Here is a 25674-nt window from a genome sequence, read left to right on the forward strand (position 1 = left end):
AGAGGCGAAGAGGCGAAGAGGCGAAGAGGCGAAGAGGCGAAGAGGCGAAGAGGCGAAGAGGCGAAGAGGCGAAGAGGCGAAGAGGCGAAGAGGCGAAGAGGCGGAGAGGCGAAGAGGCGAAGAGGCGAAGAGGCGGAGAGGCGAAGAGAGACGAGGCGAGGTGAGGAGACGTAGCAACCGAGCCAAATCCTCGACGGTGAGCGGCCGGTTCCCCGGCCGCTCACCGCCCGTCCGCTCAGGCGATCGACCGGAACAGCCAGTAAAGTCCAGCCGCCAGTGCGATCGACGCCGGCAGCGTCAGCACCCACGCGAGCACGAGGCTGCGCACCGTGCTCCACTGCAATCCGGACCCGTTCGCCGCCATCGTGCCCGCGACGCCCGACGACAGCACATGCGTCGTCGACACGGGCAGCCCGTACACGTCGGCCGCGCCGATCGTCAGCATCGCGACGAGTTCGGCCGACGCGCCCTGTCCGTACGTCAGATGCTGCTTGCCGATTTTCTCGCCGACGGTCACGACGATCCGCTTCCAGCCGACCATCGTGCCGAGACCCAGCGCGATCGCAACGGCCACTTTCACCCAGGTCGGAATGAACTTGGTCGCGTGATCGAGCTGCTTGCGGTAGTTGTCGATCGCGAGCTTGTCGTCGGCGGCGAAGGCGGGCTGACCCGCCTTCTCGATCAGGCGAATCGCTTCGGATATCAGATACATCGTGTTGCGCACGTTGTCGACGTCGCCCTGCGGCACGGCCGCCATCGAGCCCGACGAGCCGACCGAGGCCGCGAGCGACGTGGACAGTTGCTGCAGGGCCGGCAGCACGGCAGGCGTTATCTCGCGGCGCTGCACGAAGTGCTCGACGTCGGCGCGCGGATTCGCGGACGCCGCGACGCCGTTCGAGTATTTCGCGAAGGTCGCGGCAGCCTGGTTCGCGACGGCGACGAAGGTCTGCGATTCCGCCGTCGTGACCGCCTTGTTCAGCGCATACGCAGTCGGCATCGTGCCGATCAGGATCAGCATGATGAGGCCCATCCCTTTCTGCCCGTCGTTCGACCCGTGCGCGAACGACACGCCGGTACACGTGAGAATCAGCAGGCAGCGGATCCAGAACGGAGGGGGCTGATCCTTCGGCGGCTCCTTGTACAGTTCCGGAATTCGCACGACGGCCTTCAGCACGAGCAGCAGCAGCGACGCACACAGGAAGCCCACGATCGGCGACAACAGCAGCGACTTGCCGACCCCGAGCGCCTGGCCCCAGTCGACGCCGCTCGTGCCCGACGGCCCATGCATCAGCTGGTTCATCAGCCCAACGCCGATGATCGATCCGATCAGCGTATGCGAGCTCGACGACGGCAACCCGAAGTACCAGGTCGCCAGGTTCCAGACGATCGCGGCGATCAGCAGCGCGAACACCATCGCGAAACCCGACCCGCTGCCGACCTGCAGGATCAGCTCGACCGGCAGCAGCTGCAGGATGCCGAAGGCGACGGCCCCGCTGGAAACCATCACGCCGAGGAAGTTCCACATGCCGGACCAGATCACCGCGACGTTCGGCGTCAGCGAGTGGGTGTAGATCACGGTCGCGACCGCATTCGCGGTGTCGTGGAAGCCGTTGACGAATTCGAAGCCGAGCGCGATCACCAGCGCGGCGCCGAGCATCAGGTACGGGAACAGCGACCCTTCGCGCACGGGCGACAGATCGGCTATCAGATGGGTGGCAATATAGACGGCGCCGATCACGAGCACCAGCAGAAAGACGGCATAGCCGACCTGTCGGGTACGTTCGGTTGAGCCGGAAGGGTTCGCGGCGGACGAAGCAGGTTGATTCATGGCGGCATCTCGTAGGTAACCGCAGCCGATCCTAGCTTTCGCTACCAGTCAGTTTGATGACAGTCGGGAGGACGAACCATTGTCTTACAGACATGTAAGAAAATGGCGTCGTCATTCTCCATATAGTGAGCAGGCGGGCTTACGCATCGGCATCGGCATCGCGTCGAACGTCGTCCGTGATCGACGTCCAGCCCTCTCCCGACGCGGCGAATACCGTGCACGACAGCGGCGCGACGTCGATGCGGGTCGCCGCCTTCGCGTCCATCCGGCGCACGTGCGCGATGGCCGCACGAACGATCGCCGCATGCGTGATCGCGACGATATCGCGACGACGTGGCAGTGCGTTCAACCATGCGCCGACGCGGCGCGCGACGTCTTCGAACGATTCACCGCCGTGCGGCGACGCGGCCGGATCGTCGATCCAGGCGCCAAGTTCGTCCGGCAGGTCGCGCGCGAGGTCGTGCAGCCGCTTGCCGTGCCAGTGGCCGTAGTCGACATCGCGCAGCGAATCGTCGATGCCCGCGCGCAGTCCGAGCGCGTCGGCGGTCTGCTGCGCACAACGTGCGGGGCTGCACAGCACGATCGCGCCGGGTGCGCCGGCGAACCGCCCGCGCAGCGCGGCAGCCTCGGCGAGCCCGGGTGCATCGAGCGGATCGTCGGCGGGAAACGCGCCGGCGCGCATCGCGCGGGTCGGCGCATGCGCGATCAGGCGCAGCAAGGCAGGTTGGGTCATGTCGATGGCCGGAGGGTTCGGAACGGCCGCGCCCGTGGTGCGCGGGCCTTCAACACGCGAACGTTCGCGCGTACAATTCGCCCGATACGAAGGGCGGAAGCCGGTGCAAGCCCGGCGCGGTCGCGCCACTGTAACCGCGGATCTTCAATCCCGGAAGCCAGACCTGCCTTCGTATTCCATCCAACTTTTGTCGGGGCGCGATTCCCCTGAGGTGCATCCATGAGCGAAGCAGTGCTGAAGCCGGTCGTCGTGCCGGCGCCCATTCCCGTCCGCGAACTGTTGCCGTGGGCCATCTTCGTCGGCCTGATCCTGTTACTCGCGCTCTATTTCGTCGGTGCGGAACAGGGGGCGACGTCGCTCGTGCCGGGCATGTACGTGCACGAGTTCGTCCACGACGGCCGCCATCTGCTCGGCTTTCCCTGCCACTGACGCGGAGTACACGATGGTCGGAAAGCTGCTCATGCGCGGGATGCTCGCAGGCATCGCCGCAGGCCTCCTCACGTTCGGTTTCGCCAGAATCGTCGGCGAACCGCAAGTCGATCAGGCAATCTCCTTCGAAGAAAAAACCGAAGCGGCCAACGGCGAAGCGCCGGAGCCCGAACTGGTCAGCCGCCACACGCAGGCCGGCGTCGGCCTGCTGACGGGCGTCGTGACCTACGGCGCGGCATTCGGCGGGCTGTTCTCGCTGGTCTTCGCGTTTGCATACGGGCGAGGCAGCCGCCTCCCGGCGCGGCCGCTCGCGGCATGGCTCGCGGCGGCGGCGTTCGTCGCGCTCGTGATCGTGCCGAACATCAAGTACCCGGCCAATCCGCCGGCGGTCGGCGACCACGACACGATCGGCTATCGCACGGGCCTGTTCTTCCTGATGATCGCGATCTCGATCGCGACGATGGTGTTCTCGGTCAGCGTGCGTCGTCATCTGCTGGCGAAGCTCGGCCCGTGGAACGCATCGATCGTCGGGGGCCTCACGTTCGTCGCGATCATCGCGGCCGTGCAGATCGGGCTGCCGTCGATCGATGAAGTGCCGGCCGAATTCCCGGCCGCGGTGCTGTGGAAGTTCCGCGTCGCCGCGATCGGCATGCAGGCGATCATGTGGACGACGATCGGCCTGCTGTTCGGCGCATGGGTCGAACGCGGCGAACGCACCGGCATGCGCGCCGCCTGACGCGCATGGCATCGGGGCGCGCCTAGCGCAGCATGCGCGGCGCGCTCCACGTCGATTCGCGCGCCAGCGCGACGAATGCGGCCAGATAGTCGATCGACGCATCCGCCTCGCGGATGCCGAGGAAGATCTGTTTCGCGATGCCCTTTGTCCCGAGCTTGACCGGCACGACCGGCATCCGGTCCGCGTATTCGTCGGCAAGCCATCTCGGCAGCGCGGCCACGCCGCGCCCGCTCGCCACCATCTGCAGCATGATGTCGGTCGTCTCGATCGACTTGTGGCGCCGCGGCACGATGCCGGCCGGCGTCAGGAACTGGTTGTAGATGTCGAGCCGGTCGGTCTCGACCGGGTAGGTGATCAGCACCTCGTCGGTCAGCTGTTCGGGCGTCACGTAGTCGGCGTTCGCGAATCGGTGCGCATCCGCGACCACCAGCACCTGCTCGTAATCGAACACGGGATCGAAGCGCAGCCCCGGCTTGTTCAGCGGGTCGGGCGTCACGAGCACGTCGATGTCATGGCCGAACAGCGCGCCGATGCCGCCGAACTGGAAGCGCTGCTTCACGTCCACGTCGACGTCCGGCCAGCGCGACAGGTACGGCGACACGACCTTCAGCAGCCACTGGTAGCACGGATGGCATTCCATCCCGATGCGCAGCGTGCCGCGCTCGCCCTTTGCATACTGCTTCATCCGCTCCTCGGCGAGCTCGAACTGCGGCAGCAGCCGGTTCGCCAGCTTCAGCAGATATTGCCCGCCCTGCGTCAGCCGCAGGCCGCGGCCCTCCCGATCCCAGATCGGCGTGCCGAGCTGCTGCTCGATCTTCCGGACGGTATGGCTGAGCGCCGATTGCGTGAGGTGCAGCGCATTGGCGGCTGCAGTCAACGAGCCTTGGCGCTCGACTTCACGGATCACGACGAGATGGAATCGTTCCAGCATGGATATCGCTCACTCCGCAAACACATGAAAGAATTTAATGGATGAATGAAATAATGCCATTTTATTTCATGAGATGAAATCCCTATGATGGCTGCCGGATCTTCAATTTCTCTCTGGACGGCAGCTTCATGGTTACGACACACAATCTCGGTTTTCCGCGCGTCGGCGCGAAGCGCGAACTCAAGTTCGGTCTCGAACGCTACTGGAAGGGCGAATCGTCGCGCGACGAGCTGAAGGCACTCGGCGCCGAGCTGCGCGAGCGTCACTGGAACGACCAGCGCGACCTCGATCTCGCGCCGATCGGCGATTTCTCGTTCTACGACCAGGTGCTCGACATGAGCTTTACGCTCGGCAACCTGCCGAAGCGCGTGCAGGGCTTCCACGGCGACGTGCTCGACAACTATTTCCGCGTCGCGCGCGGCCGTTCGGCGCAAGCGGTGGACGAGCATGCAGCGTGCTGCGGCGGCGTTTCCGCCGGCGAAATGACGAAGTGGTTCGACACGAATTACCATTACATCGTCCCGGAATTCCACGCGGACACGAACTTTTCGCTCGATCCGTCGTGCCTGCTTCAGCAACTGACCGAAGCTCGGGCGCTGGGCGTCGCCACGAAGCCGGTGATCCTCGGCCCCGTCACGTACCTGTGGCTCGGCAAGGCGAAGGACGATTCGGATCGCCTCGCGCTGCTGCCGAAGCTGCTGCCAGTGTATGGCGCGCTGCTCGACACGCTGACCGCGCAGGGCGTCGAATGGGTGCAGATCGACGAACCGATCCTCGTCACCGAGCTCGACGCCGAATGGCGTCAGGCATTCCGCACCGCGTATGCGGCGCTGGAAACGCGCCGTATCAAGCTGCTGCTCGCCACGTACTTCGGCCCGCTTCGGGACAACCTGACGCTCGCGGCGTCGCTGCCGGTCGACGGCCTGCATGTCGACGCGATCAACGCCCGCGACGAAGTCGACGCGCTCGTGCGCGAACTGCCGGCCGACCGCGTGCTGTCGGTGGGCGCGATCAACGGCCGCAATATCTGGAAGACGGACCTGAGCGCGACGCTCGACTGGCTCGAGCCGCTCGCGAAGCAACTGGGCGATCGCCTGTGGGTCGCGCCGTCGTGCTCGCTGCTGCACGTGCCGGTCGATCTCGCGAGCGAAGAGAAGCTCGACACGGAGATCCGTTCGTGGCTCGCGTTCGCGCTGCAGAAGCTCGACGAACTGAAAGTGCTCGCGACGGCGCTGAATGAAGGCCGCGACAAGGTGGCCGACGCGCTTGCCGCCAACGCCGCCGCGATCGACTCACGCCGCCGTTCGCCGCGCGTGAACAATCCGGCGGTGAAGGCCGCGATCGCGCGCATCGACGCGCAGCTCGGCAACCGCGCGAGCCCCTATACGCAGCGCGCGCCGAAGCAGTCGGCACGCCTGAACCTGCCGGCCTTCCCGACGACGACGATCGGCTCGTTCCCGCAGACCGCCGAAATTCGCCAGGCGCGCAGCCAGTTCAAGTCCGGCGCGCTGGATGAAGCCGGCTACCGCGCGGCGATGCAGGCCGAGATCGAGCGCAGCGTGCGCGAACAGGAATCGCTCGAACTCGACGTGCTCGTGCATGGCGAAGCCGAGCGCAACGACATGGTCGAATACTTCGGCGAGCAGCTCGACGGCTACGCATTCAGCCAGTTCGGCTGGGTGCAGTCGTACGGTTCGCGCTGCGTGAAGCCGCCGATCCTGTTCGGCGACATCAGCCGTCCGAAGGCGATGACGGTCGAATGGATCACGTACGCGCAGTCGCTGACGAACAAGCCGATGAAGGGCATGCTGACCGGTCCGGTGACGATCCTGAACTGGTCGTTCGTGCGCGACGACCAGCCGCGCTCGGTGTCGTGCTATCAGCTCGCGCTCGCGATCCGCGACGAAGTGCTCGATCTCGAGAAGGCCGGCGTGCGCGTGATCCAGATCGACGAGGCCGCGCTGCGGGAGGGGCTGCCGCTGCGCCGCGCGCAATGGGGCGAGTACCTGAAGTGGGCGGTCGAATCGTTCCGCATCACCGCGAACGGCGTGCAGGACGACACGCAGATCCACACGCACATGTGCTATTCGGAGTTCAACGACATCATCGCGTCGATCGCCGACATGGACGCGGACGTGATCACGATCGAGACGTCGCGCTCGGACATGGAACTGCTCGACGCATTCGACAACTTCAGGTATCCGAACGAGATCGGGCCGGGCGTGTACGACATCCATTCACCGAACATCCCGACGCAGGATCACATCGTCGGCCTGATGAAGAAGGCGGCCGAGCGGATTCCGGCGGAACGCCTGTGGGTGAACCCGGACTGCGGGCTGAAGACGCGCCAGTGGGCGGAAGTGATTCCGGCGCTGACGAACATGGTCGCCGCCGCGAAGACGCTGCGCAATCGCGCGCCGTGACGCGGGAGCGCGGACGGCGCTGTCGCCACGATGCCGGATCGTCGCGGGTCATCCCCCAACCGCCGGGCCGTTCGCGTCAATTGCGCCGCGTCGCCGCGCTGAGCGGCACCGCGGCGAGGTCGACGTAGCGGAACGCCGCGCGTGCATCGCGAATCGCCGCGGGATCGAGCGTGACGTCGACGATCGCTTCCCGATCGCCGGGCGCGACCGCGATGCACGTGCCGTCGGGGGCTGCGACGAGACTCGTGCCGCTGAACGTGTAGCGGTCGCCGGCGCCGACCCGGTTCGCCATCGCGACGTAGAGCTGGTTTTCCAGCGCGCGCACCGGGATCATCCGGCGATGCACGTCGCCGTACGGGTTCATCATGCCGTCGAGTATCACGATCAGTTCGGCCCCGGCATGCGCGAGCGCGCGCGCCGTTTCCGGAAACTCGAGATCGAAGCAGATCAGCAGGCCGACCTGCATCCCATGCCACGTGCAGACCGGAAACGCGTCGCCGGCCTCGAACACGCCGAGGTCGGATTCGTACAGATGGGTCTTCCGGTAGCGCAACAGCACGTCACCGTTCGCATCGATCAGCAGCGCTGTGTTGAAGAAGCGCGAGCCGTCGCGTTCCGGGAAGCCGAACGCGACGGCGACCGCCGCATCGCGTGCGGCATCGCGTACCGCGATGACGGACGGCCCGTCGAGCGGCTCGGCCAGCCGAGCGACGTCGTCGGGCGTCGGAAAGCCGCTGGCGTAAGTTTCGGAGAACACGACGAGGTCGGTTGCGCCGCGCGCGGCGGCGATGATCGCGAGCGCTTTTGCGAGATTGCCGGTAACGTCGCCGTCGCGCAGTGCCGACTGGACGATGCGAATGCGCGGACCGTTCATCGTGCGTCTCCCTGCGCCGCCGTGGCGGCCGGCGCGTCGGGCGCGGGTGTTTGGGCGATCACGCGCCGCTCGTGGTCGAGGTCGAGCGAGCGCGACAGCAGCCCGTAGACGCCGCCCGCGACCACCAGCCCGACGAGCCACGCGAGATCGACGCCGCCGAGCATCCGCGCGAACGGGCCGACGAACACCTCGCGGTTCGCTTCGGCGTCGAACACATAGAAGAACGGCACCATCGCCGCGAAGCCGATCAGGTACGACAGGATGCCGCGCAGTTGCCACGCACCGTACAGGCCGCGCGGCGTGAAGAAGTGCGCGATCGCGTAGCGGCCGCGGCGCACGAAGAAATAGTCGACGAGGTTCACCGCGGTCCACGGCACGAGGAAGTAGAGCATCAGCGTGAGGAACGTCTGCAGCAGCGCGATGCCGTTGCCACGGATCGCGAACACGCAGCCGAGCACAAATGCGCTGATCGCAACGATCGACACGACGCGCGCGCGCCGGGTCGGCCTGATCGGCACGAGCGAATCGACGCCGGTGAGCACGGTCAGCATCGCGCTGTACGCATTGAGCGCGATGATCGGCAGGAAGCCGGCGATCGACACGATCGCGATCAGCTTGCCGAGGCCGGGTGCGAGCGACGTGCCGACGTCGTTCATCGCGACCAGCGCATCGGCCGCGTGCAGCGTCTGCGCGAGCCATGCGCCGAGCCCGATCATCCACGCGCCCGACAGCGACGCGCCGGCGAAGATCACCGCGATCAACTTCGCGCGGCTCGTGTGTTTCGGCAGGTAGCGCGAATAATCGGACACGTAGGGCGCATACGAGATGTTGTAGCTCGCGGCGATCGCGAACTGCGTCGCGAACGCGATCCAGTTGAAGCCCGGCGCGGCGGCGGTGCCCGCCTGCGCGGGCGCCGCGTGGCCGAAGGCGACCGCGAGCGTGACGAGTGCATAGAGCGGCAGCGTCGCGACCAGCGCCCACTTGAAGGTGCGGTGCATCAGGTCGTGGCCGTAGATCGCGAGCAGCGCGCCGATCGACACGGCCGCGACGGCGACGAATCCGCCGTCGATCCCGAACACGTTATGCACGCCGTCGACAATCAGCGACACGTTCACGACGTTGAAGCCGACGAACACGAACAACGTCGCGAGCAGCGCGACGATCACGCCGCGATAGCCGAACTGCGCGCGCGACTGGATCATCTGCGGCAGGCCCATCTCCGGGCCCTGCGAACCGTGGAACGCCATGAAGAGCGTGCCGAACATGATGCCGAGCGCGCCGGCGAGCGTGGTCCAGCCGGCCGACAGCCCCATGCCGGGCCCGACGAAGCCGATCGAGATCGTGAAGAAATGGAAGTTGCCGAGGAACCAGAACGGGCCCTGGCTCGCGAGTTTCGCGTGGCGTTCGGTTTCGGGGATGTAGTCGATCGAGCGATGCTCGATCTCGAGACCGGCCGGTTCGGCGCGGTCGAGCGCGAGGGTGTCGGGGCGGTTCATGACGGCAGTGTCTCCTGGCGCACGGCCGCGAGGCCGGGGCGTGCGCAAGCCTGCCGCGACAGCGTCGCAGCAGGCCCTGAATGATTGTGTAGGGGGGAGGACGGCCCGGGAGGCCGCCCGTCGGGTGGTGCGTCAGGCGGTGCGAGCGCCGCGCGGCAGCGCTTCACGCGGCGCGCCCGCATCGTCGATGCTGACGCGGCGCGAGATCAGCCACACGCACAGCGACGACAGCACGGCGGCACTCGTGTACTGGATCGCGAGCGGCCACCATTGCGGCGCGACGTTCTGCGCGATCAGCGTGGCGACGAGCGGCGTCAGGCCGCCGGCGATCGCGCCGCACACCTGGTACGCGATCGAGATCGCCGTGTAGCGGATGCGCGCGATGAAGATGCCGCTGACGAAACCGGCGACCACCGAGTAGTAGCCCGATTCCGCGAGCGTCGCGAGGCCGACGCCGACCGTGATCGACAGCGGCGTGCCCATGTGCACGAGCGGCAGCATCACGAACGGCACGATCGCGGCCCAGGCGCCGGTGATCAGCAGCACGCGCGTCGTGCCGAAGCGCTGCGCGAGGAACGCGGCGGCGAGCTGCACGACGAACTGCAGCACGGCGACGAGGGTCATGCAATGCAGCACCATCGACCGGTCGAGCGACAGGAACTGCGTCGCGTAGCTGATCATGAAGATGTTGCTGAAATACACGCCGGCGATCCCGTACACGTTCGCGCCGATCGCGAGCAGCAGCAGCGGCCAGTACTTGAGCGCTTCGCGCACCGGGTTTTGCGCGGTGTTGCCGCTCTTCCTGACTTCCTCGAACTCGGGCGACTCCGACACGCTCGCGCGGATCACGAAGCCGACCACCAGCAGCACGGAACTCGCGAGGAACGGCACGCGCCAGCCCCAGCTCATCATGTCGTCCCTGGACAGCGTGCTGATCGCGCCGAACGCGAGCATCGACAGGATCAGGCCGCTCGCGCTGCCGAGCTGCGCGAACGACGCGAAGAACGTGCGCTTGCCTTCGGGCGCATGCTCGCCGGCGAGCAGCACCGCGCCGCCCCATTCGCCGCCGACCGCGATGCCTTGCAGCACGCGCATCAGCACGAGCAGGATCGGTGCGATCACGCCGGCCTGGGCGTGGGTCGGCAGCAGGCCGATCGCGACCGTCGACACGGCCATCAGCATCAGCGTCGCGAGCAGCGAACGCTTGCGGCCGAAGCGGTCGCCGAGATAGCCGAACATCACGCCGCCGAGCGGCCGCGCGAAGAAGCCGACCGCGAACGAGCCGAACGACGCGAGCAGGCTGACGAAGCGATTTTCACCGGGAAAGAACAGCGGCCCGAACACGATGGCGGCGGCGGTCGCGTAGCTGTAGAAGTCGTACCACTCGATCGTGGTGCCGACGAACGACGCGAGCGCCGCCCGCTTCGGTTGTTTGACGGAAGTCCCCATCTGTTTTTGTGCTCCTCTGGAATCCTCTGATTTGGAATCGGTCGCGCGGCCGGATCAGTCGCGGTATGCGACGCCGGGCAGCACGCACAGCAGCTCGTACGCGAGGTTCGCGCCGAGCAGCGCCGTGGTGCCGAACGGGTCGTACGGCGGCGCGACTTCGACGAGATCGCAGCCGACGATGTTCAGCCCCTTCGCGCCACGGATGATCTCGAGCGCCTGCGGCACCGTGAGGCCGGCGATTTCCGGCGTGCCGGTGCCGGGCGCGTAGGCCGGATCGATGCCGTCGATGTCGAAGCTGATGTAGACGGGCGTGTCGCCGACGCGCGCGCGCACTTCGTCCATCAGCGGCGCGAGCGACTTGTTCCAGCATTCCTCGGCCTGGACGACGCGGAAGCCCTGCTCGCGGCACCAGTCGAAATCCTCCGCGGCGTAGCCGGTGCCGCGCAGGCCGATCTGAGTGACCTTGTCGCCATGCAGCAGGCCTTCCTCGACCGCGCGGCGGAACGGCGTGCCGTGCGCGATCTTTTCGCCCATCATCGTATCGTTCACGTCGGCGTGCGCATCGACGTGGATCAATGCAACCTTGCCGTGCTTGCGGTGGATCGCGCGCAGGATCGGCAGCGCGATCGTATGGTCGCCGCCGAGCGTGATCGGCTTGCAGTCGTGCTCGAGGATCGCGTCGTATGCGGCCTCGATGCGCGCGATGGAGTCGTGCAGGTTGTACGGGTTGATCGCGACGTCGCCGATGTCGGCGATCTGCAGCGAATCGAACGGCGCGGCGCGCGTGGCCATGTTGTACGGGCGCAGCAGCACGGATTCGGTGCGGATCTGGCGCGGGCCGAAGCGTGCCCCGGTGCGGTTGGAGGTGCCGAGATCGAACGGGACGCCGACGAAGCATGCGTCGAGGCCCGCGGCGCTCGCCACGTGCGGCAGGCGCATCATCGTCGCGATGCCGCCGCAGCGCGGCATTTCATTGCCGCCGAGCGGCTGGAAATGGGTGTGGTCGTTCATGGTGTCTCTTCCGATGTGGGGTTGCCGTATCATGCGACGCGGTCTGGCGCATAGTCTTACGCGTCCGACCGCAAAGAAGAATGCGAAGATATCGACGTAAACATCGATTTTCATCGATGTATGGAAGGGGAATAGCGTGCTGGGGAATCTGTCGACCCTCGATCTGCGGTTGATCCGCGTGTTTCTCGCGGTCACGGACGCGGGCGGCGTGTCGGCCGCGCAGGTGATGCTGAACGTCGGCCAGTCGACGATCAGCGCGCAGCTGTCGTCGCTCGAGACACGGCTCGGCTACCGGCTCTGCGAACGCGGCCGCAGCGGCTTCCGGCTCACGCCGAAGGGCGAGCGGTTCCACGCGATGAGTCGCAAGCTGCTCGCGGCGCTCGACGAATTCGGGATGGCGGCGCGGCACATGGACCGCCAACTGGTCGGCACGCTGAACATCGGCCTGATCGGCCATACGCCGATCAGCCAGAACGCGCGGATCGCCGAGGCGATCGCCGCGTTCCGCGCGCGCGACCAGGCCGTGCGCTTCTCGATCTCGGTGCGCGCGCCGGGCGATCTCGAGGAGAAGCTGCTGAGCGACGAGATCCAGATTGCCGTCGGCTATTTCTGGCATCGCGTGCCGTCGCTGCATTACACGCCGCTGTTCATTGAGCGGCAGATCGCGTATTGCGGGCGCGGCCATCCGCTGTTCGACGTCGCTGGCGCGCTGACGCCGGCCGACGTCGCGGGATTCGAGTGGGCGTGGCGCTCGTATCCGTTGCCGGAGGCGCAGATGTCGACGACGCCCGACCGCGTGACCGCGACCGCCGACAACATGGAGGCCGTCGCGCTGCTGATCCTGTCGGGCCATCACCTCGGCTACCTGCCGCAGCACTTCGCGGCGCCGTACGTCGCGCAGGGGCTGCTCGCGCCGCTCAATCCGGAGGAGTTGCGCTACGACGTCACGTTCCACATGGTCGTCGCGCGCGACGGGCGCGGCAATCCGCTCGTGGAGGCGTTTCTCGAGGATCTCGAACACGCGCACCAGGCGCCCGACGCCGTGTGAGGGCCAGCGGCGTCAAACAGGTGAACAAGTGTTACGCAGCGGGCGGCCAACCGCCCACATCGATGCGCGTCGATGTGACGGGGCGCGTGCGGTAACGTGCCGCTTCCCGCCGTTGGCCCGCCGCATCACGGCACCGGCAACCCCGCGTCGTGCTTCACCTCCCGCAGCGACAGCGCGGATTCGATCGACGTCACGCCGGGCAGCATCCGCAGCGAATCGCGAATGAACGTGCCGTAGTCGTCGAGATCGCGCGCGACCACCTGCAGCAGGTAATCAGCCGTGCCCGCGACGTTGTGGCACGCGAGGATCCGCTCGATGGCGAGCACTTCCCGTTCGAACCGGTCGGCGACCTTGCGGTCGTGCGTCGCGAACCGCACGAGCACGAACGCGACGACGCCGTAGCCGAGCGCCTGGCGCGACAGCTGCGCGCGGTAGCGCTCGATGTAGCCGTCGTTTTCGAGACGTTTCAGCCGCCGTGCGCACGGCGTCTCGGACAGGCCGACGGAATCGGCGAGGCGCGCGATCGGCAGGCGGCCGTCGCGCTGCACCGCGGCGAGAATCGCGCGATCGGTTTTGTCGAGTTCGATCATGTTGGCGGAATCCGTGTTGTAGTTTCAGGATTGTGGCGGATTCCGCTATGGATCGCCAATTCTCGGACACAGAAGGCCAATAATCCCTCCACCTTCAGCGGCAACATATCGTCATTGAAGGACGGGGGCAGACCATGATTTCCACGCATTTGCTGTTGATTTATCTCGCCGCGCTGGCGGCCATCTACGCGGTGCCGGGCCCCGACATGGCGCTCGTGCTGCAGACCAGCATCGGTCGCGGCGTGCGACCGGGCATGGCGGCGGCGGCCGGCCTGTCGTTGTCGCGCACCGCGCACGTGACGCTGTCCGCCTGCGGCGTCGCGGCGTTGATTCGCAGCGCGCCGTGGCTGTATGAAGCGATCCGCTACGGTGGCGCGCTGTATCTCGCGTATGTCGCGATCCAGGTGTTCCGCTCGCCGGTGTTCGCGCTCGGTGACGGCGACGCGGCCGCCGCGGGCGAGCTGCGTCAGTCGTTCTTCAAGGGGCTGCTGACGAACCTGCTGAACCCGAAGGCGCTGCTGTTCTGCTCGGTGCTGCTGCCGCAATTCGTGCGGCCCGAGGCCGGGCCCGTCGTGTGGCAGATGTTCGAACTTGGCGCGATGCTCGTCGCGGCCGGCGTGTGTTTCGACCTCGCATGCGTGTTCGGCGCGTCGCGCATTGCGGCGTGGATGCGCGCGCATCCGCTCGCGCAGACGGTGCAGCGCTGGACCTTCTCGGCGGCGCTGATTGGCTTCGCGCTGCGCCTGTCGATGGACTGAGCCGCACCATCGCACTGCACCGCATCGCGCGGTGCAGTGCACCAACGAACGCGGGGCCGCGCGCAATGCCGGCCTTCGCGCGCCGGCCCCGACAACGACAGGGCACGCGCGCAAATCATCTGACTGTTCTAAACTTCCTTTGACTTCGCGCTGCCGCGAACCGACGACCGGACGGAACCGTCTGCCGCCGGCCCTGTCCGATTTCCTGGCTGTTCCGTGCAACGCCCGTGCAACGCGATACCAAGGAGGGTCAGAACATGGCAAGGCATCTTCAAGCCGACCGTGAACCCCGCATCGTCGCCGAGTCCAAGTGTCTCGGTCAGTGCGATCCGGCAGAACGCATCCACGTCACGATCATGTTGCGGCGGCAGGAAGAAGGGCAACTCGACGCATTGGTCAATCAGCTCGCCGCTGGCGACACCGACGCAAAACCGCTGTCGCGCGACGCCTTCGCGCAGCGTTTCTCCGCCAATCCCGACGACATTCGCAAGACCGAGGACTTCGCGCACCGTCACCAGCTGACGGTCGATCGCGTCGATCCGGTGGAAAGCGTCGTCGTGCTGTCCGGCACGATCCAGCAGTTCGAGGCGGCATTCAGCGTGAAGCTCGAGCGTTTCGAGCATCGCTCGATCGGCCAGTACCGCGGCCGCTCGGGCCCGATCGCGCTGCCGGACGAGCTCGGCGATGTCGTCACGGCCGTGCTCGGCCTCGACAGCCGGCCGCAGGCGCGGCCGCACTTCCGGCTGCGGCCGCCGTTCAAGCCCGCGCGCGGCGCCACCGCCGTCACGTTCACGCCGCCCCAGCTCGCGTCGCTGTACGGCTTTCCGGCCGGCGATGGCGCCGGGCAATGCATCGCGATCGTCGAACTCGGCGGCGGTTATCGCGCGACCGATATCCAGCAGTATTTCCGCGGGCTCGGGATCGACAAGCCGCCGACGCTCGTCGACGTGAACGTCGGCACCGGCCGCAACACGCCGACCGGCGACGCGAACGGCCCGGACGGCGAAGTCGCGCTCGACATCGAGATCGCCGGTGCGATCGCGCCGGCCGCGAAGATCGCGGTCTACTTCGCGCCGAACAGCGACGCGGGCTTCATTCAGGCCGTCAACGCGGCGGTCACAGACAAGACCAACCGGCCGTCCGTGATCTCGATCAGCTGGGGCGGCCCGGAAGCGATCTGGCAGGCGCAGTCGGCCCATGCGTTCAACCGCGTGCTGCAGGCCGCCGCCGCGCAGGGGATCACGGTGTGCGCGGCGTCGGGCGACAGCGGCTCGGGCGACGGGCTGCAGGACGGCGCCGATCACGTCGACTTCCCGGCGTCGAGCCCGTACGTGCTCGGCTGCGGCGGCACGCAGCTCGATGCGCTGCCGGGGCAGGGCATTCGCAGCGAGATCACGTGGAACGACGAGACGGCCGGTGGCGGCGCGGGTGGCGGCGGCGTCAGCACGATGTTCGACGTGCCGGCCTGGCAGAAGGGGCTGACCGTCACGCTCGCCGACGGCAGCAGCAGGCCGCTCGCGAAGCGCGGCGTGCCGGACGTCGCCGGCGATGCGTCGCCGCAAACGGGCTACGAAGTGTCGATCGCGGGAACGCCCGCGGTGATGGGCGGCACGAGCGCGGTCGCGCCGTTGTGGGCCGCGCTGATCGCCCGGATCAACGCGGCGGCCGGCGCATCGGCCGGCTGGATCAATCCCGCGCTGTACAAGAATCCGGGCACGCTGCGCGACATCACGAAGGGCTCGAACGGCACGTATGCGGCCGCGTCCGGCTGGGACGCGTGCACGGGCCTCGGCAGCCCCGACGGCGCGAAACTCGCGGCGATCCTCGCGCGCAAGCCATCGCGCTGACACGCCGGCACAGGCCTTTCCATGTGACGCGGGTTCCCTGCCCGCGTCTTTTTTCACCTCCAGGAGCAGCACGATGGGCATCGATTCCGCATCTTCCGGCGGCGTGTATCCGCTGCATCACGGCGACCACAATTCGCATAGCGTGCCGCCGACCATCAATCCCGTCGCGCTGAGCCACGGCCGCGACCAGCCGTTCTTCGATCCGGTCGCGTACGGCAACGGTCCCGACGACTCGGTGACCGACACGACCGAAGCGGCTGCGATCACGCACCACACGATCCTGATCGGCGGCAAGCGGATTGCGTACACGGCGACGGTCGGCCATCTCGTGACGGTCGACCCGAGCAGTTCGCAGCCGGCCGCGAAGATCTTCTACGTCGCATTCACGGCCGACGGCGCGAAGGAAGAAACGCGGCCCGTCACGTTCTTCTACAACGGCGGGCCCGGTTCGTCGTCGGTGTTCGTGCTGCTCGGCTCGTTCGCGCCGAAGCGCATCAAGACGTCGATGCCGGGGTTCACGCCGCCTGCGCCGTACCAGATGGAAGACAACCCGGACAGCATGATCGACCACAGCGACCTGGTGTTCATCAATCCGGTCGGCACCGGCTATTCGGCGGCCGTCGCGCCGAACAAGAACCGCAATTTCTGGGGCGTCGACCAGGATGCGGATTCGCTGAAGCAGTTCATCAAGCGCTATCTGACGAAGAACAACCGCTGGAATTCGCCGAAATACCTGTTCGGCGAGTCGTATGGCACCGCGCGCAGCTGCGTGCTCGCGTACAAGCTGCACGAGGACGGCGTCGATCTGAACGGCGTCACGCTGCAGTCGTCGATCCTCGACTATCGGCAGGCCGGCAACCCGGTCGGCGCGCTGCCGACCGCGGCGGCCGACGCGTGGTATCACAAAAAACTCGGCGTCAAGCCGGCGCCGGCCGATCTCGGCACGTTCATCGAGGAAGTCGCGCAGTTCGCGCGCACCGATTACCTGAAGGCACTGCGCAACGTGCCGCATGCCGACCCGGCCGCCGTGCGGAAGCTGTCGGACTACACGGGCATCGACACGGCAACGCTGCAGACGTGGGGGCTCGACATCGCCGGTTACAACGCGCGCGGCAATTCGCTGTTCCTGACGACGCTGCTGCAGGCGCAGGGGCTGGCGCTCGGTTCGTACGACGGCCGCGTGACGGCGATCTCGACCGGTATCGCCGGCAAGATCGATCCGAACTCGGGCGGCAACGATCCGACGATGACGGCCGTGACGGGCGTCTACACGGCGATGTGGAACAGCTACCTGAACGAGCAGCTGAAGTTCACGTCGAACTCCGCGTTCACGGACCTGAACGACCAGGCGTTCCAGAACTGGGACTTCAGCCATATCGACCCGACCGGCGCGCAGCAGGGCATCGATGCGAAGGGGAACGTGATTCTCTACACGGCGGGCGACCTCGCCGCGGTGATGGCGCTGAACGTCGACCTGAAGGTGCTGTCGGCGAACGGCTTGTACGATTTCGTCACGCCGTTCTACCAGACCGTGATCGACCTGCAGCAGATGCCGCTCGAGGATCAGAAGGTGCGGCAGAACTTGTCGGCACGCTTTTATCCGTCGGGGCACATGGTGTATCTCGACGGCGGTTCGCGCACCGCGCTCAAGCGCGATCTCGCGACGATGTACGACGCGACGGTCAGCGATACGGGCGCGCGGCTGCGGATTCGCGCGCTGCAAGCGAAGAAGACGGGCGGGCACGCGTAGCGTAGCCCGTCGTGCACGTGCCGCGCGTGACCGCTAGGGTTCGCGCGGCGCGGTTTGACTTACGCGGTCGACTTACGCGGTCGGCCAGTCGAACGGCGTATACGGCAGCGCGCGCTTGTGGCGCGAACCGTCGTAGAAGCGCAGCACCGTTTCGTACACCGTGTCGGCGACGGTCTTGCCTTCGAGGAAATCGTCGATCTCGTCGTAGGTGACGCCGTATGCATGCTCGTCGGGGCGCAGCGGACGCAGTTCCTCGAGGTCGGCCGTGGGCACCTTCATCACGATCAGCTCGTCGCCGCCGAGCGCGCGGGCGACCGCACGCACGCGGCGCTTGCTCAGGCCGGCAAGCGGAAGCACGTCCGCGCCGCCGTCGCCGAATTTCGTGAAGAAGCCCATCAGCGATTCGGCCGCGTGGTCGGTGCCGATCACGATGCCGCGCCGCGCGCCGGCTACCGCGTACTGCGCGATCATGCGCTCGCGCGCCTTGATGTTGCCGTGCACGAAGTCCTGCTGCGCCGGGGTTTCGAACGCGTGGCCCGACGCGACCAGCGACGCGAGCATCGCATCGGCCGCGGGCTTCACGTCGACCGTGAACGTCTCGTCCGCGCGCACGAACGCGAGCGCGCGCTGCGCATCGGCTTCGTCGTTCTGCACGCCGTTCGGCAAGCGCATCGCGATGAAGCGGGCATCGTAGCCGCCGGCGCGCAACTGTTCGACCGCCAGCTGCGCGAGCCGCCCGGCCGTCGACGAATCGACGCCGCCGCTGATGCCGAGCACGTAGGTCCGCAGGCCGCTCGAACGAAGGTACTGCGCAAGGAAATCGACGCGCCGGGCGATCTCGGCGTCGACGTCGAAGTGCGGGGCGACGTTCAGTTCGGCAATGATCGCGCGTTGGCGGCTGGCGTAATCGGCGGATGTCATGGGGGTGGTTCCGGAACGAAATGCGAGGCGCCCATCATAAGCGCAATCGTGGCGCGGCGCCGCGCCGGGCATGCGATCCGGCGGCTTCGCGTTGCATCGGCGAGACGCGGTGCATCGTCATGGTGCAGCGCGCGCGGCGGCGCACCCTCGCGTGCGCACGGATGCTTCGTTTCGATGCAGGGTGGGGGCGGCGGTGACGGGCGCTTCCGATCGCCTGACCGCCTGCGTCAGCGCCGCGCGAGCACGACACCCACCAGCGCAAGTGCGAAGCCGGCGAGCTGGACGGTCGCGAGCGTTTCGCCGAACAGCAGATATCCCTGCAGCGCGGCGAGCGGCGGCGCGAGGAACAGCAGCGACGTCGCGCGCGCCGCGTTGCCCCGCCGCAGCATCCACATCAGCATCGTGACCGCGCCGCCGGACAGGAACACGACGCCCCACACGAGCGAGATCCACAGCGCCGGCGCGCCGATCCAGCGCGTTTCATGCAGCAGCACGACAAAGACGGCCGCGACGATCGCCGCGCCGAGGTTCTGCACGGCGACGGCCGTGCGCAGATCGTTCTGCGCGAGCTTGCCCTTCTGGTACAGCGAGCCGGCGGTGATCGAGCCGACCGCCAGGACCGATACGGTCACGACGAACCACGCGGGCGCGGCGCCGGGCGGCGGCGCGACGCCGCCCGCGACCTTCGGCGCGAGCACGAGCGCCACGCCGGCCAGCCCGAGCGCCATCCCGAGCCAGCCGCGCGCGGGCAGTCGCTCGTTGAACAGCGGCACGGCGAGCACGGCGGTGGCGAGCGGCTGCAGCGCGCCGAGCAGCGCCATCACGCCCGCGTTCAGCCCTTGCGCGACGGCCCAGTAGCTGGCGCCGAGATAGACGCCCTGCAGCAGCGCGCCGGCGATCAGGTGGCGCGGCCATTCGCGGCGGGCCGGCCACGGCGCGCGCGCGACGAGTGCGACGGCGCCGAACAGCGCGGCCGTGCCTGCGAAACGCGCGAGCAGGAACAGGTTCGGATCGGCGTAGGGCTTGATTGCCCGGGCGACGATGAAGCCGGTGGACCACAGCGCGACGAAAGCCGCGGCGACGAGCGAGGTAAACATGCGTGGCGGGCCGCGATACGGCCGGACGAATCGTGAAGTCGGTCAGTATCGGGTCAAGCGGTGCCGCCGTCTTGTCGGATTCTGCACTCGCTTGTCGCGCGTGCGGGACGCATGCGGCGGCCATGCGCCGCGCGCTGCTGCGGCTGCAAGCGGCGACCGCGGATGCGATGCGTCGCCAGCGCGCGCTAGCGTACCGGCCGTTCGATCAGCGGCAGGCCGGCTGGAAGGGCCGCGCCATGAAGGCGCGCCGTGGCGCGGGCAAAGGAGCGGGGATCAGTCGAGCCAGCCGTTCGGTTATCACCCGGCCGGGCGAAAGCGCCGCGCCATGAAGGCGCGCCGTGGCGTGGGCAAAGGAACGGAGATCAGTCGAGCGAGAACGTGTCGAGCGGCTGGTTGGCGCGCGCGTCGGTCGCGAAGCGAGCGGCGAGTTGTTCATACAGCCGGCGCGCTTCGTCGAGCGTCAGGTCGATCCAGTACGGATCGCCGGCCCCGTCGTTGAGTCGTTCCGGCGAAAACTGGATTTCGAGCACACTGCCTTTGCGATACATTGCGCAAGCCCCTTGATGGTCTGTCGTTAGGCGAAGCGCAAAGTGTAGCAATCGCTTGCCGTGCCGATTCGCGCGCATCCGGCAATACAGAATTTCGCTGGCGTGAAACGCGGCCGCTGCCGGACGCGGCGTCGTCAAATGGTAGTCAAACGGCCGTAATACAATGGCTGGCTTACCCATTACCAGTCGCCTCGGGCGCATTGCGATGCTGGCGGAACAACGTCATCAATACATTCTGTCGGAGCTCGGACGATCGGGCGCGCTGTCGGTTGCCGAACTCGTGCGCTCGCTCGACGTGTCGCGCGAGACCGTGCGGCGCGACCTGAACGCGCTCGCGGCGCGCGGCCTGCTCGTGATGACGCACGGCGGCGCGCTGGCGGCGGACCGCCGCGAGCCGAGCCTGTCCGAGCGTGAAGCGGCGAACGCCGAAGCGAAGCGCACGATCGGGCGACGTGCGGCCGAATTCGTGCCCGACGATGCATCGGTGCTGATCGACTCGGGCAGCACGCCGCATGCGGTGGCGCTCGCGCTGGCCGACCGGCACCGGCTGTCGATCTACACGAACGACTGGCGCACCGCGTTCGTGCTCGCGCGCCGCAACGGCAATCGCGTGACGCTGCTCGGCGGCGAGCTGTCCGACGACGAGGACGCGACGTTCGGGCTCGATACGATCCAGCAGCTCGCGCAATACCACGTCGATTTCGCGTTCGTCGGCGCGGGCGGCATCACGGTCGACGGCGACTGCACCGACTACTCGCGGCTCGCCGCCGAAGTGCGCAGCCGGATGATCGCGGCGGCCGGCACCGCGGTCATCGTCGCCGACCATTCGAAGTTCGGCCGCGTGACGCCGGTGCGGATCAACGGCACGTCGGCCGCGCGCTACCTCGTCACCGAGCGCACGCCGGACAAGGCCGTGCGCCGCGCGCTGGCCGCACGCGGCATCGAGCTGCTCGTGTGCGACTGACGCGGCTCCGACATACAAGGTTCATCGAACGGTCATCGCCCGGGAAGAACCGCCGTCAACACTGACCCATTCATCTCTTTCGGCCGAAACGCCAGGAGCACGAATGACCGTCAGCGTACGCAGCTATCTTTCCCCCACCCTGGTCCTGCTGGCCTTCGACTGGCCCGAGGCGGCGTTGCGCGCCGATTTCCTCGGCTTCGCGATCCGGCGCACGCCGGGCTTCTGGTCGGCCGACGGCAAGACGCGGGCGCCGAACAGCTGGCTGCCGAACCGGCTGACGTTCGACGGCCCGGCCGCCGACACGCAGGGCGACGCGCCAACCGACCAGGCGCCGATCCAGAAATTCATCGGAATTTGCTCCGAGAAACCCCGCCATTTCCCCCAAGGGGACTTCCTTCGGGGCGGATGGCGGAAAGGAGGGCTGTTGACAGGCAGCTTCTTCCACGGGTTAGGATCACCGGCATGATCCTTGTCTACCGCTACCGGGTTAAGTCGCTCAACGGACTGCTCAACAAGCAGAGCCGTGCGGTGAACTACGTCTGGAACTTCTGCAACGATACGCAGAAGCACGCACTCAAGTGGAACAAGAAGTGGCCGACTGGTTTTGATCTCAACGTGCTGACCACCGGCAGCGGCAAGGAACTCGGTATCCATTCCGGTACCGTCAACGCAACGTGCGAGCAGTACGCGAAGTCGCGCAGCCAGAACCGACGCCCCTACCTGCGCTATCGTGGCAGGAAGGCGCTGGGCTGGGTTCCGCTGAAGGGCCGCGACCTGAAGCGCGAGGGCGATGCGTTCCGCTTTGCCGGCAGCACCTTCCGTGTGTTCAACAGTCGACCGCTTCCCGAAGGCAAGATCAAGGACGGCACCAATTTCGCGCAGGATGCGCGCGGCAACTGGTTTCTCAACATCGTGATCGAGGTGCCCGATGTTCAGGCCCGACCGATCCGGTCTGGTGTCGGCATCGATCTAGGCCTGAAAGACTTCGCCACCCTTTCGACAGGCGAGAAACTGCCGAACGATCGATTCGGCCGACGAGCGGCGGAGAAGCTGGCGAAAGCGCAACGGGCGCGAAAGCACAAACGACATATCGCGAAGCTGCACGCGAAGGTGGCGAACGCCCGCGCTGATTTTCAGCACAAGCTCGCGCTCGATCTGGTGCGGCGCTTCGATTACATCGCGGTCGGCAATGTGTCGGCCACCAAACTCGCCAAGACCAGGATGGCGAAAAGCGTCTACGACGCGTCCTGGTCGTCCTTCCGAAACAAGCTCCGTTACAAGGCGATGGCGCACGGGGCCACGTTCGAGGAAGTCGACGAAGGCGGTTCTACCCAGTCCTGTTCGGCGTGCGGGTCGAGAGACAGCACGACGCGGCCGAAAGGTATCGCGGGATTGCGAATAAGAGAGTGGGCCTGCAGTGACTGTGGTGTCGAGCATGATCGAGATACCAATGCTGCTGTGAACATTCTCCGATGCGGACGTGCATCGCCAGGTGTGGGAATCCTCCGCCTTTAGCGCGGACGAGGACGTCAAGTGGTGGGATGCGCGCATCGATCCGCAGGCTCGCGATGCGTCGTTTCGCTATGACGTCTTTCCGGTCGTCGCCACGCCGGAGCACTTGCAGGTACTCGATGCGGAAGGCGCGAACCCGATCGTCTATACCGGCTCGGCGAACATGAGCCGCAATTCCGAGCAGTACAACGACGAAAACCTGCTCGAGATTCGCGACACGCGGATCGCGGCGATCTATCTCGCGGAATTCCTGCGGCTCTACGAGCACTATCGCGCGCGGGCGCTGGCGATCGAGACGAAACAGCACGGCGCCGGTTCGCATCGGCAACTCGCGCTCGCGCTGGATTCGAGCTGGGCGAAGAAGTATTACGTGGCGGGAAGCCCGGAAGAGAAGGCGCGGATCGCGCTGGCGTCGACCGCGCCGACCGACTGACGGGTGGCGCATGACGCATGACGCATGCGCTCGCCCGGAAGCGCGACGTGCTTCCGGCTCATGCCGGTTGCACGCGTCGTGATGTCGTTCGGCCTTCGGGTGGAATCGCGCGGAATCGCGCGGTGCGACTACGCGGCGACGTAGCGCAGCACGGAGTCGGCGATCGTCTCGCGATGCCGCGAGCGCAGCCGCGGCGCCGACGGATCGCGGCCGAACGCGGCGCCGAACGTGTAGCGGTTCGACACGCGGTGGAAGCAGAACGAGCTGATCAGCAGGTGCAGGTCGAACGCGTCGATGTCCTTGCGGAACGCGCCGCTCGCCGCGCCGCGCTCGAGCAGTTCCTCGAGCGTCTTGATGATGCTGACGTTGCGGTTCTTGAACGACTTCAGCTGTTCGAGATACTTCGCGCCGTGGATGTTCTCGATCGACACGAGGCGGACGAAGTCGCGATGCTTGTCGTGATAGTCGAACGTGAATTCGACGAGCCGGCGCATGCCTTCGCGCGGCTCCATGTCGCCGACGTGCAGTTCCTGCTCGAGCGCGCGGATGTCGCCGTACACCTTCTCCAGCACGGCCTCGTACAGGCCTTCCTTGCTTTCGAAGTAGTAGTAGAGCATCCGCTTCGTCGTGTTCGTACGCTCGGCGATCGCGTCGACGCGCGCACCGGCGAGGCCCATCGCGGAGAACTCCTGCGTGGCGACGTCGAGGATGTTGCGCTTGGTTTGCTCGGGATCGTATTTGCGCCGCGCATCGGTCGCAAGCGCGCGGCTTTCGGACGTGGCGGCCTTGCTTGCAGCTTTCATGTGACTTTGTTGTGCGTTCGCGGCGGCATGAAAAAATCATTCTAGCATGCAGGAAATCGCCATCCTGCCGACTCGCCGCTCTAATCGGCGGCGCGGTTTCGGCCGCCGCCGCGACGGTTCAGCGCCGGCACGACGCGAGAGCGTCGCGGGCCTGATACGCGGTGTACGTGAGCTGCGCGGCGGCGAGGCCAGCAAGCCCGAACGTGCGCGTGAGCCCGAACGCGGCGAAGCCTTCCGGCACCGGCCGCTCGCCGGCCAGCGCGGCGGCGAGCGCTTCGCCGGCGACGGTGGTGGGCGCCATCCCGTGGCCGCCGAACGCGATCGCGTGCCACACGCCGTCCGCGTCGCGCCCGATCTGCGGCATCTTGTGCCGCGCGTAGCTCATCAGCCCGCCCCACGCATATTCGACCTTCACGCCGTCGAGCTGCGGATACACGCGCAGCAGGTCGCGCCGCAGCAGCCGCGCGATCGCGTCGGGGCCGCGGTCGAGCACCGAGATCCGGCCGCCCCACAGAATTCGCGTGTCCTTCAGCGGACGGTAATAGTCGAACGCGAAACGCGTGTCGTAGATCGCGTACGGCGCATCGATGGCGTCCGGCAGCCGCGTGCCGAGCGGTTCGGTCGCGATCACGTAGGTCGCGATCGGCAGTACCGCGCGCTCGATGCGCGGCGACACGCCGCGCGCATAACCGCCGCCGGCGAACACGACGTCCTTCGCACGCACCATGCCCTGCGCCGTGCGCACGACGTAGCCGGCGCCTTCGCGCGCGATGCCGAGCGCGGCCGAGCGTTCGTACACGCGTGCGCCGCCGCGCGACGCGGCCGCCGCGACGCCGAGCACGTACTTGAGCGGATGGAAGTGGAACGCGTTCGGCTCGAACAGGCCGCCGTGATAGCGCTGCGTCTTCAGCCGCGCGCGCAGCGCGTCCGTCGCGACGGGTGCCCAGTCGACGTTGAATTCCTGCTTCATCAGCGTGCGCACGCTGTCGAGCCGCGACGGATCGTCGAACCAGTTCGCGAGCATCACGCCCTCGTCGACGATGTCGCAGTCGATTCCGTAGCGGGCGATCCGCGCGCGGATCAGCTCGACCGCATCGACGGTGAGCCGGTACAGGCGACGGCCTTCGTCGCGGCCGAGCGTGCGCAGCAGGTCCGCGTTGTCGAGGCTGTAGCCGCCGAACACGAAGCCGCCATTGCGGCCCGACGCGCCGAAGCCGACCCGTTCGCCGTCGAGCACGACGACATCCTGCACGCCGCGCTCGACCAGACCGAGCGCGGTGCACAGGCCGGCGAGGCCGCCGCCGACGATGCAGACCTGCGTATCGATCGGGCCGGTCAGTTGCGGGTAGGGCTGGCGGGTAACGGTGGCTTCGTAGAAGTTCTGCATGCGGTTTCGGTGACTCGTAACGGCGGAAAAACAGGCGTCGCGCGTCGATCTTGCCTGAACGCGCGCGCCGCGTCGAATGGGGTTTTCAGCGCAACGGCCGTCGCAT

The 25674-nt window shown here is 67.1% G+C and carries 23 protein-coding genes, 2 pseudogenes and 1 riboswitch; of the genes and pseudogenes, 12 read left to right on the forward strand and 13 right to left on the reverse strand.

Annotation, left to right across the window (positions count from 1 at the left end; translation table 11 throughout):
* Positions 1–235 precede the first annotated feature (235 nt).
* Together ACVK00_RS31185 and ACVK00_RS31190 are read right to left on the reverse strand one after the other, a co-directional pair.
* The gene (locus ACVK00_RS31185) at positions 236–1828 is read right to left on the reverse strand and encodes an inorganic phosphate transporter (RefSeq protein ID WP_354123244.1); all 1593 of its coding nucleotides are present in this window, start codon (positions 1826–1828) and stop codon (positions 236–238) included.
* Between the two features lie 139 nt (positions 1829–1967).
* Entirely contained in the window at positions 1968–2561 is a 594-nt protein-coding gene (locus tag ACVK00_RS31190) for a histidine phosphatase family protein (RefSeq protein ID WP_284901689.1), read from the reverse strand.
* A 43-nt stretch (positions 2562–2604) separates the two neighbouring features.
* Positions 2605–2746, forward strand: a riboswitch (cobalamin riboswitch).
* Between the two features lie 34 nt (positions 2747–2780).
* Between ACVK00_RS31190 and ACVK00_RS31195 the strand changes: the two genes are divergently transcribed.
* Positions 2781–2990 (forward strand): CbtB domain-containing protein, encoded by a 210-nt coding sequence (locus ACVK00_RS31195; RefSeq protein ID WP_006752367.1) that lies wholly within the window; start codon positions 2781–2783, stop codon positions 2988–2990.
* Positions 2991–3003: 13 nt separating this feature from the next.
* Positions 3004–3726: a CbtA family protein gene (locus ACVK00_RS31200; RefSeq protein ID WP_228908425.1), complete on the forward strand. Its 723-nt coding sequence runs from the start codon at positions 3004–3006 to the stop codon at positions 3724–3726.
* A gap of 22 nt (positions 3727–3748) precedes the next feature.
* On the opposite strand, the gene ACVK00_RS31205 is transcribed toward ACVK00_RS31200, so the two are convergent.
* Positions 3749–4657, reverse strand: a complete 909-nt coding sequence (locus ACVK00_RS31205) for a LysR family transcriptional regulator (RefSeq protein WP_284901685.1) — start codon at positions 4655–4657, stop codon at positions 3749–3751.
* A 128-nt stretch (positions 4658–4785) separates the two neighbouring features.
* On the opposite strand from ACVK00_RS31205, the gene metE reads away from it, so the two are divergent.
* A complete protein-coding gene (metE, locus tag ACVK00_RS31210; protein WP_284901683.1) occupies positions 4786–7080 on the forward strand; it encodes a 5-methyltetrahydropteroyltriglutamate--homocysteine S-methyltransferase in 2295 nt (764 codons plus the stop codon).
* A gap of 76 nt (positions 7081–7156) precedes the next feature.
* Here metE and ACVK00_RS31215 read toward each other — a convergent pair whose 3' ends face one another.
* From ACVK00_RS31215 to speB, 4 genes are all read right to left on the reverse strand, one after another.
* Positions 7157–7954 carry a carbon-nitrogen hydrolase family protein gene (locus tag ACVK00_RS31215; RefSeq protein WP_354123245.1) on the reverse strand — a complete coding sequence of 266 codons (798 nt, stop codon included), beginning with the start codon at positions 7952–7954 and terminating at the stop codon, positions 7157–7159.
* Entirely contained in the window at positions 7951–9450 is a 1500-nt protein-coding gene (locus ACVK00_RS31220) for a purine-cytosine permease family protein (protein ID WP_284901680.1), read from the reverse strand. Before ACVK00_RS31220 ends, ACVK00_RS31215 begins: the two co-directional genes overlap by 4 nt.
* Before the next feature lie 132 nt (positions 9451–9582).
* Positions 9583–10899, reverse strand: coding sequence for an MFS transporter (locus ACVK00_RS31225; protein WP_284901678.1), 1317 nt, complete (start codon positions 10897–10899; stop codon positions 9583–9585).
* 54 nt (positions 10900–10953) lie between these two features.
* A complete protein-coding gene (gene speB, locus ACVK00_RS31230) occupies positions 10954–11910 on the reverse strand; it encodes an agmatinase (RefSeq protein WP_228908419.1) in 957 nt (318 codons plus the stop codon).
* A gap of 136 nt (positions 11911–12046) precedes the next feature.
* On the opposite strand from speB, the gene ACVK00_RS31235 reads away from it, so the two are divergent.
* Positions 12047–12958: a LysR family transcriptional regulator gene (locus ACVK00_RS31235; RefSeq protein ID WP_228908418.1), complete on the forward strand. Its 912-nt coding sequence runs from the start codon at positions 12047–12049 to the stop codon at positions 12956–12958.
* 125 nt (positions 12959–13083) lie between these two features.
* Here ACVK00_RS31235 and ACVK00_RS31240 read toward each other — a convergent pair whose 3' ends face one another.
* On the reverse strand, positions 13084–13548 hold the full coding sequence (locus ACVK00_RS31240) for an Lrp/AsnC family transcriptional regulator (protein WP_175732528.1): 465 nt from the start codon (positions 13546–13548) through the stop codon (positions 13084–13086).
* 134 nt (positions 13549–13682) lie between these two features.
* Here ACVK00_RS31240 and ACVK00_RS31245 point away from each other — a divergent pair, with 134 nt between their 5' ends.
* The 3 genes from ACVK00_RS31245 to ACVK00_RS31255 all read left to right on the forward strand — a co-directional run bounded on the left by ACVK00_RS31245 (position 13683) and on the right by ACVK00_RS31255 (position 17903).
* Positions 13683–14306: a LysE family translocator gene (locus tag ACVK00_RS31245; RefSeq protein ID WP_006758659.1), complete on the forward strand. Its 624-nt coding sequence runs from the start codon at positions 13683–13685 to the stop codon at positions 14304–14306.
* Between the two features lie 257 nt (positions 14307–14563).
* Entirely contained in the window at positions 14564–16153 is a 1590-nt protein-coding gene (locus tag ACVK00_RS31250; RefSeq protein ID WP_284901674.1) for a S53 family peptidase, read from the forward strand.
* Positions 16154–16226: 73 nt separating this feature from the next.
* Complete coding sequence (locus ACVK00_RS31255; protein WP_228908416.1) at positions 16227–17903, forward strand: S10 family peptidase; 1677 nt, start codon at positions 16227–16229, stop codon at positions 17901–17903.
* Between the two features lie 72 nt (positions 17904–17975).
* On the opposite strand, the gene nadE is transcribed toward ACVK00_RS31255, so the two are convergent.
* On the reverse strand, positions 17976–18824 hold the full coding sequence (nadE, locus tag ACVK00_RS31260; protein ID WP_175658704.1) for an ammonia-dependent NAD(+) synthetase: 849 nt from the start codon (positions 18822–18824) through the stop codon (positions 17976–17978).
* 227 nt (positions 18825–19051) lie between these two features.
* A complete protein-coding gene (locus ACVK00_RS31265) occupies positions 19052–19921 on the reverse strand; it encodes a DMT family transporter (RefSeq protein ID WP_284901671.1) in 870 nt (289 codons plus the stop codon).
* Positions 19922–20043: 122 nt separating this feature from the next.
* Here ACVK00_RS31265 and ACVK00_RS31270 point away from each other — a divergent pair, with 122 nt between their 5' ends.
* Positions 20044–20250 carry a hypothetical protein gene (locus tag ACVK00_RS31270; RefSeq protein WP_229050651.1) on the forward strand — a complete coding sequence of 69 codons (207 nt, stop codon included), beginning with the start codon at positions 20044–20046 and terminating at the stop codon, positions 20248–20250.
* 33 nt (positions 20251–20283) lie between these two features.
* Here ACVK00_RS31270 and ACVK00_RS31275 read toward each other — a convergent pair whose 3' ends face one another.
* Positions 20284–20469: a hypothetical protein gene (locus tag ACVK00_RS31275; RefSeq protein ID WP_006752380.1), complete on the reverse strand. Its 186-nt coding sequence runs from the start codon at positions 20467–20469 to the stop codon at positions 20284–20286.
* A gap of 205 nt (positions 20470–20674) precedes the next feature.
* Here ACVK00_RS31275 and ACVK00_RS31280 point away from each other — a divergent pair, with 205 nt between their 5' ends.
* The 4 genes and pseudogenes from ACVK00_RS31280 to ACVK00_RS31295 form a co-directional block, all read left to right on the forward strand.
* Positions 20675–21433: a DeoR/GlpR family DNA-binding transcription regulator gene (locus ACVK00_RS31280; protein ID WP_166725027.1), complete on the forward strand. Its 759-nt coding sequence runs from the start codon at positions 20675–20677 to the stop codon at positions 21431–21433.
* Between the two features lie 103 nt (positions 21434–21536).
* Positions 21537–21782: pseudogene (locus tag ACVK00_RS31285) on the forward strand (phospholipase D-like domain-containing protein); the annotation flags it as partial.
* Positions 21783–21895: 113 nt separating this feature from the next.
* The gene (locus ACVK00_RS31290; RefSeq protein WP_354123246.1) at positions 21896–22948 is read left to right on the forward strand and encodes an RNA-guided endonuclease InsQ/TnpB family protein; all 1053 of its coding nucleotides are present in this window, start codon (positions 21896–21898) and stop codon (positions 22946–22948) included.
* 76 nt (positions 22949–23024) lie between these two features.
* A pseudogene (locus tag ACVK00_RS31295) lies at positions 23025–23378 on the forward strand (phospholipase D-like domain-containing protein); the annotation flags it as partial.
* A gap of 128 nt (positions 23379–23506) precedes the next feature.
* Here the strand turns inward: ACVK00_RS31295 and ACVK00_RS31300 are convergent.
* Both ACVK00_RS31300 and ACVK00_RS31305 read right to left on the reverse strand, forming a co-directional pair.
* A complete protein-coding gene (locus ACVK00_RS31300; RefSeq protein WP_166725025.1) occupies positions 23507–24181 on the reverse strand; it encodes a TetR family transcriptional regulator in 675 nt (224 codons plus the stop codon).
* Between the two features lie 118 nt (positions 24182–24299).
* A complete protein-coding gene (locus ACVK00_RS31305) occupies positions 24300–25568 on the reverse strand; it encodes an NAD(P)/FAD-dependent oxidoreductase (protein ID WP_228908413.1) in 1269 nt (422 codons plus the stop codon).
* Positions 25569–25674 lie beyond the last annotated feature (106 nt).

The sequence above is a fragment of the Burkholderia sp. PvR073 genome (assembly GCF_054055695.1).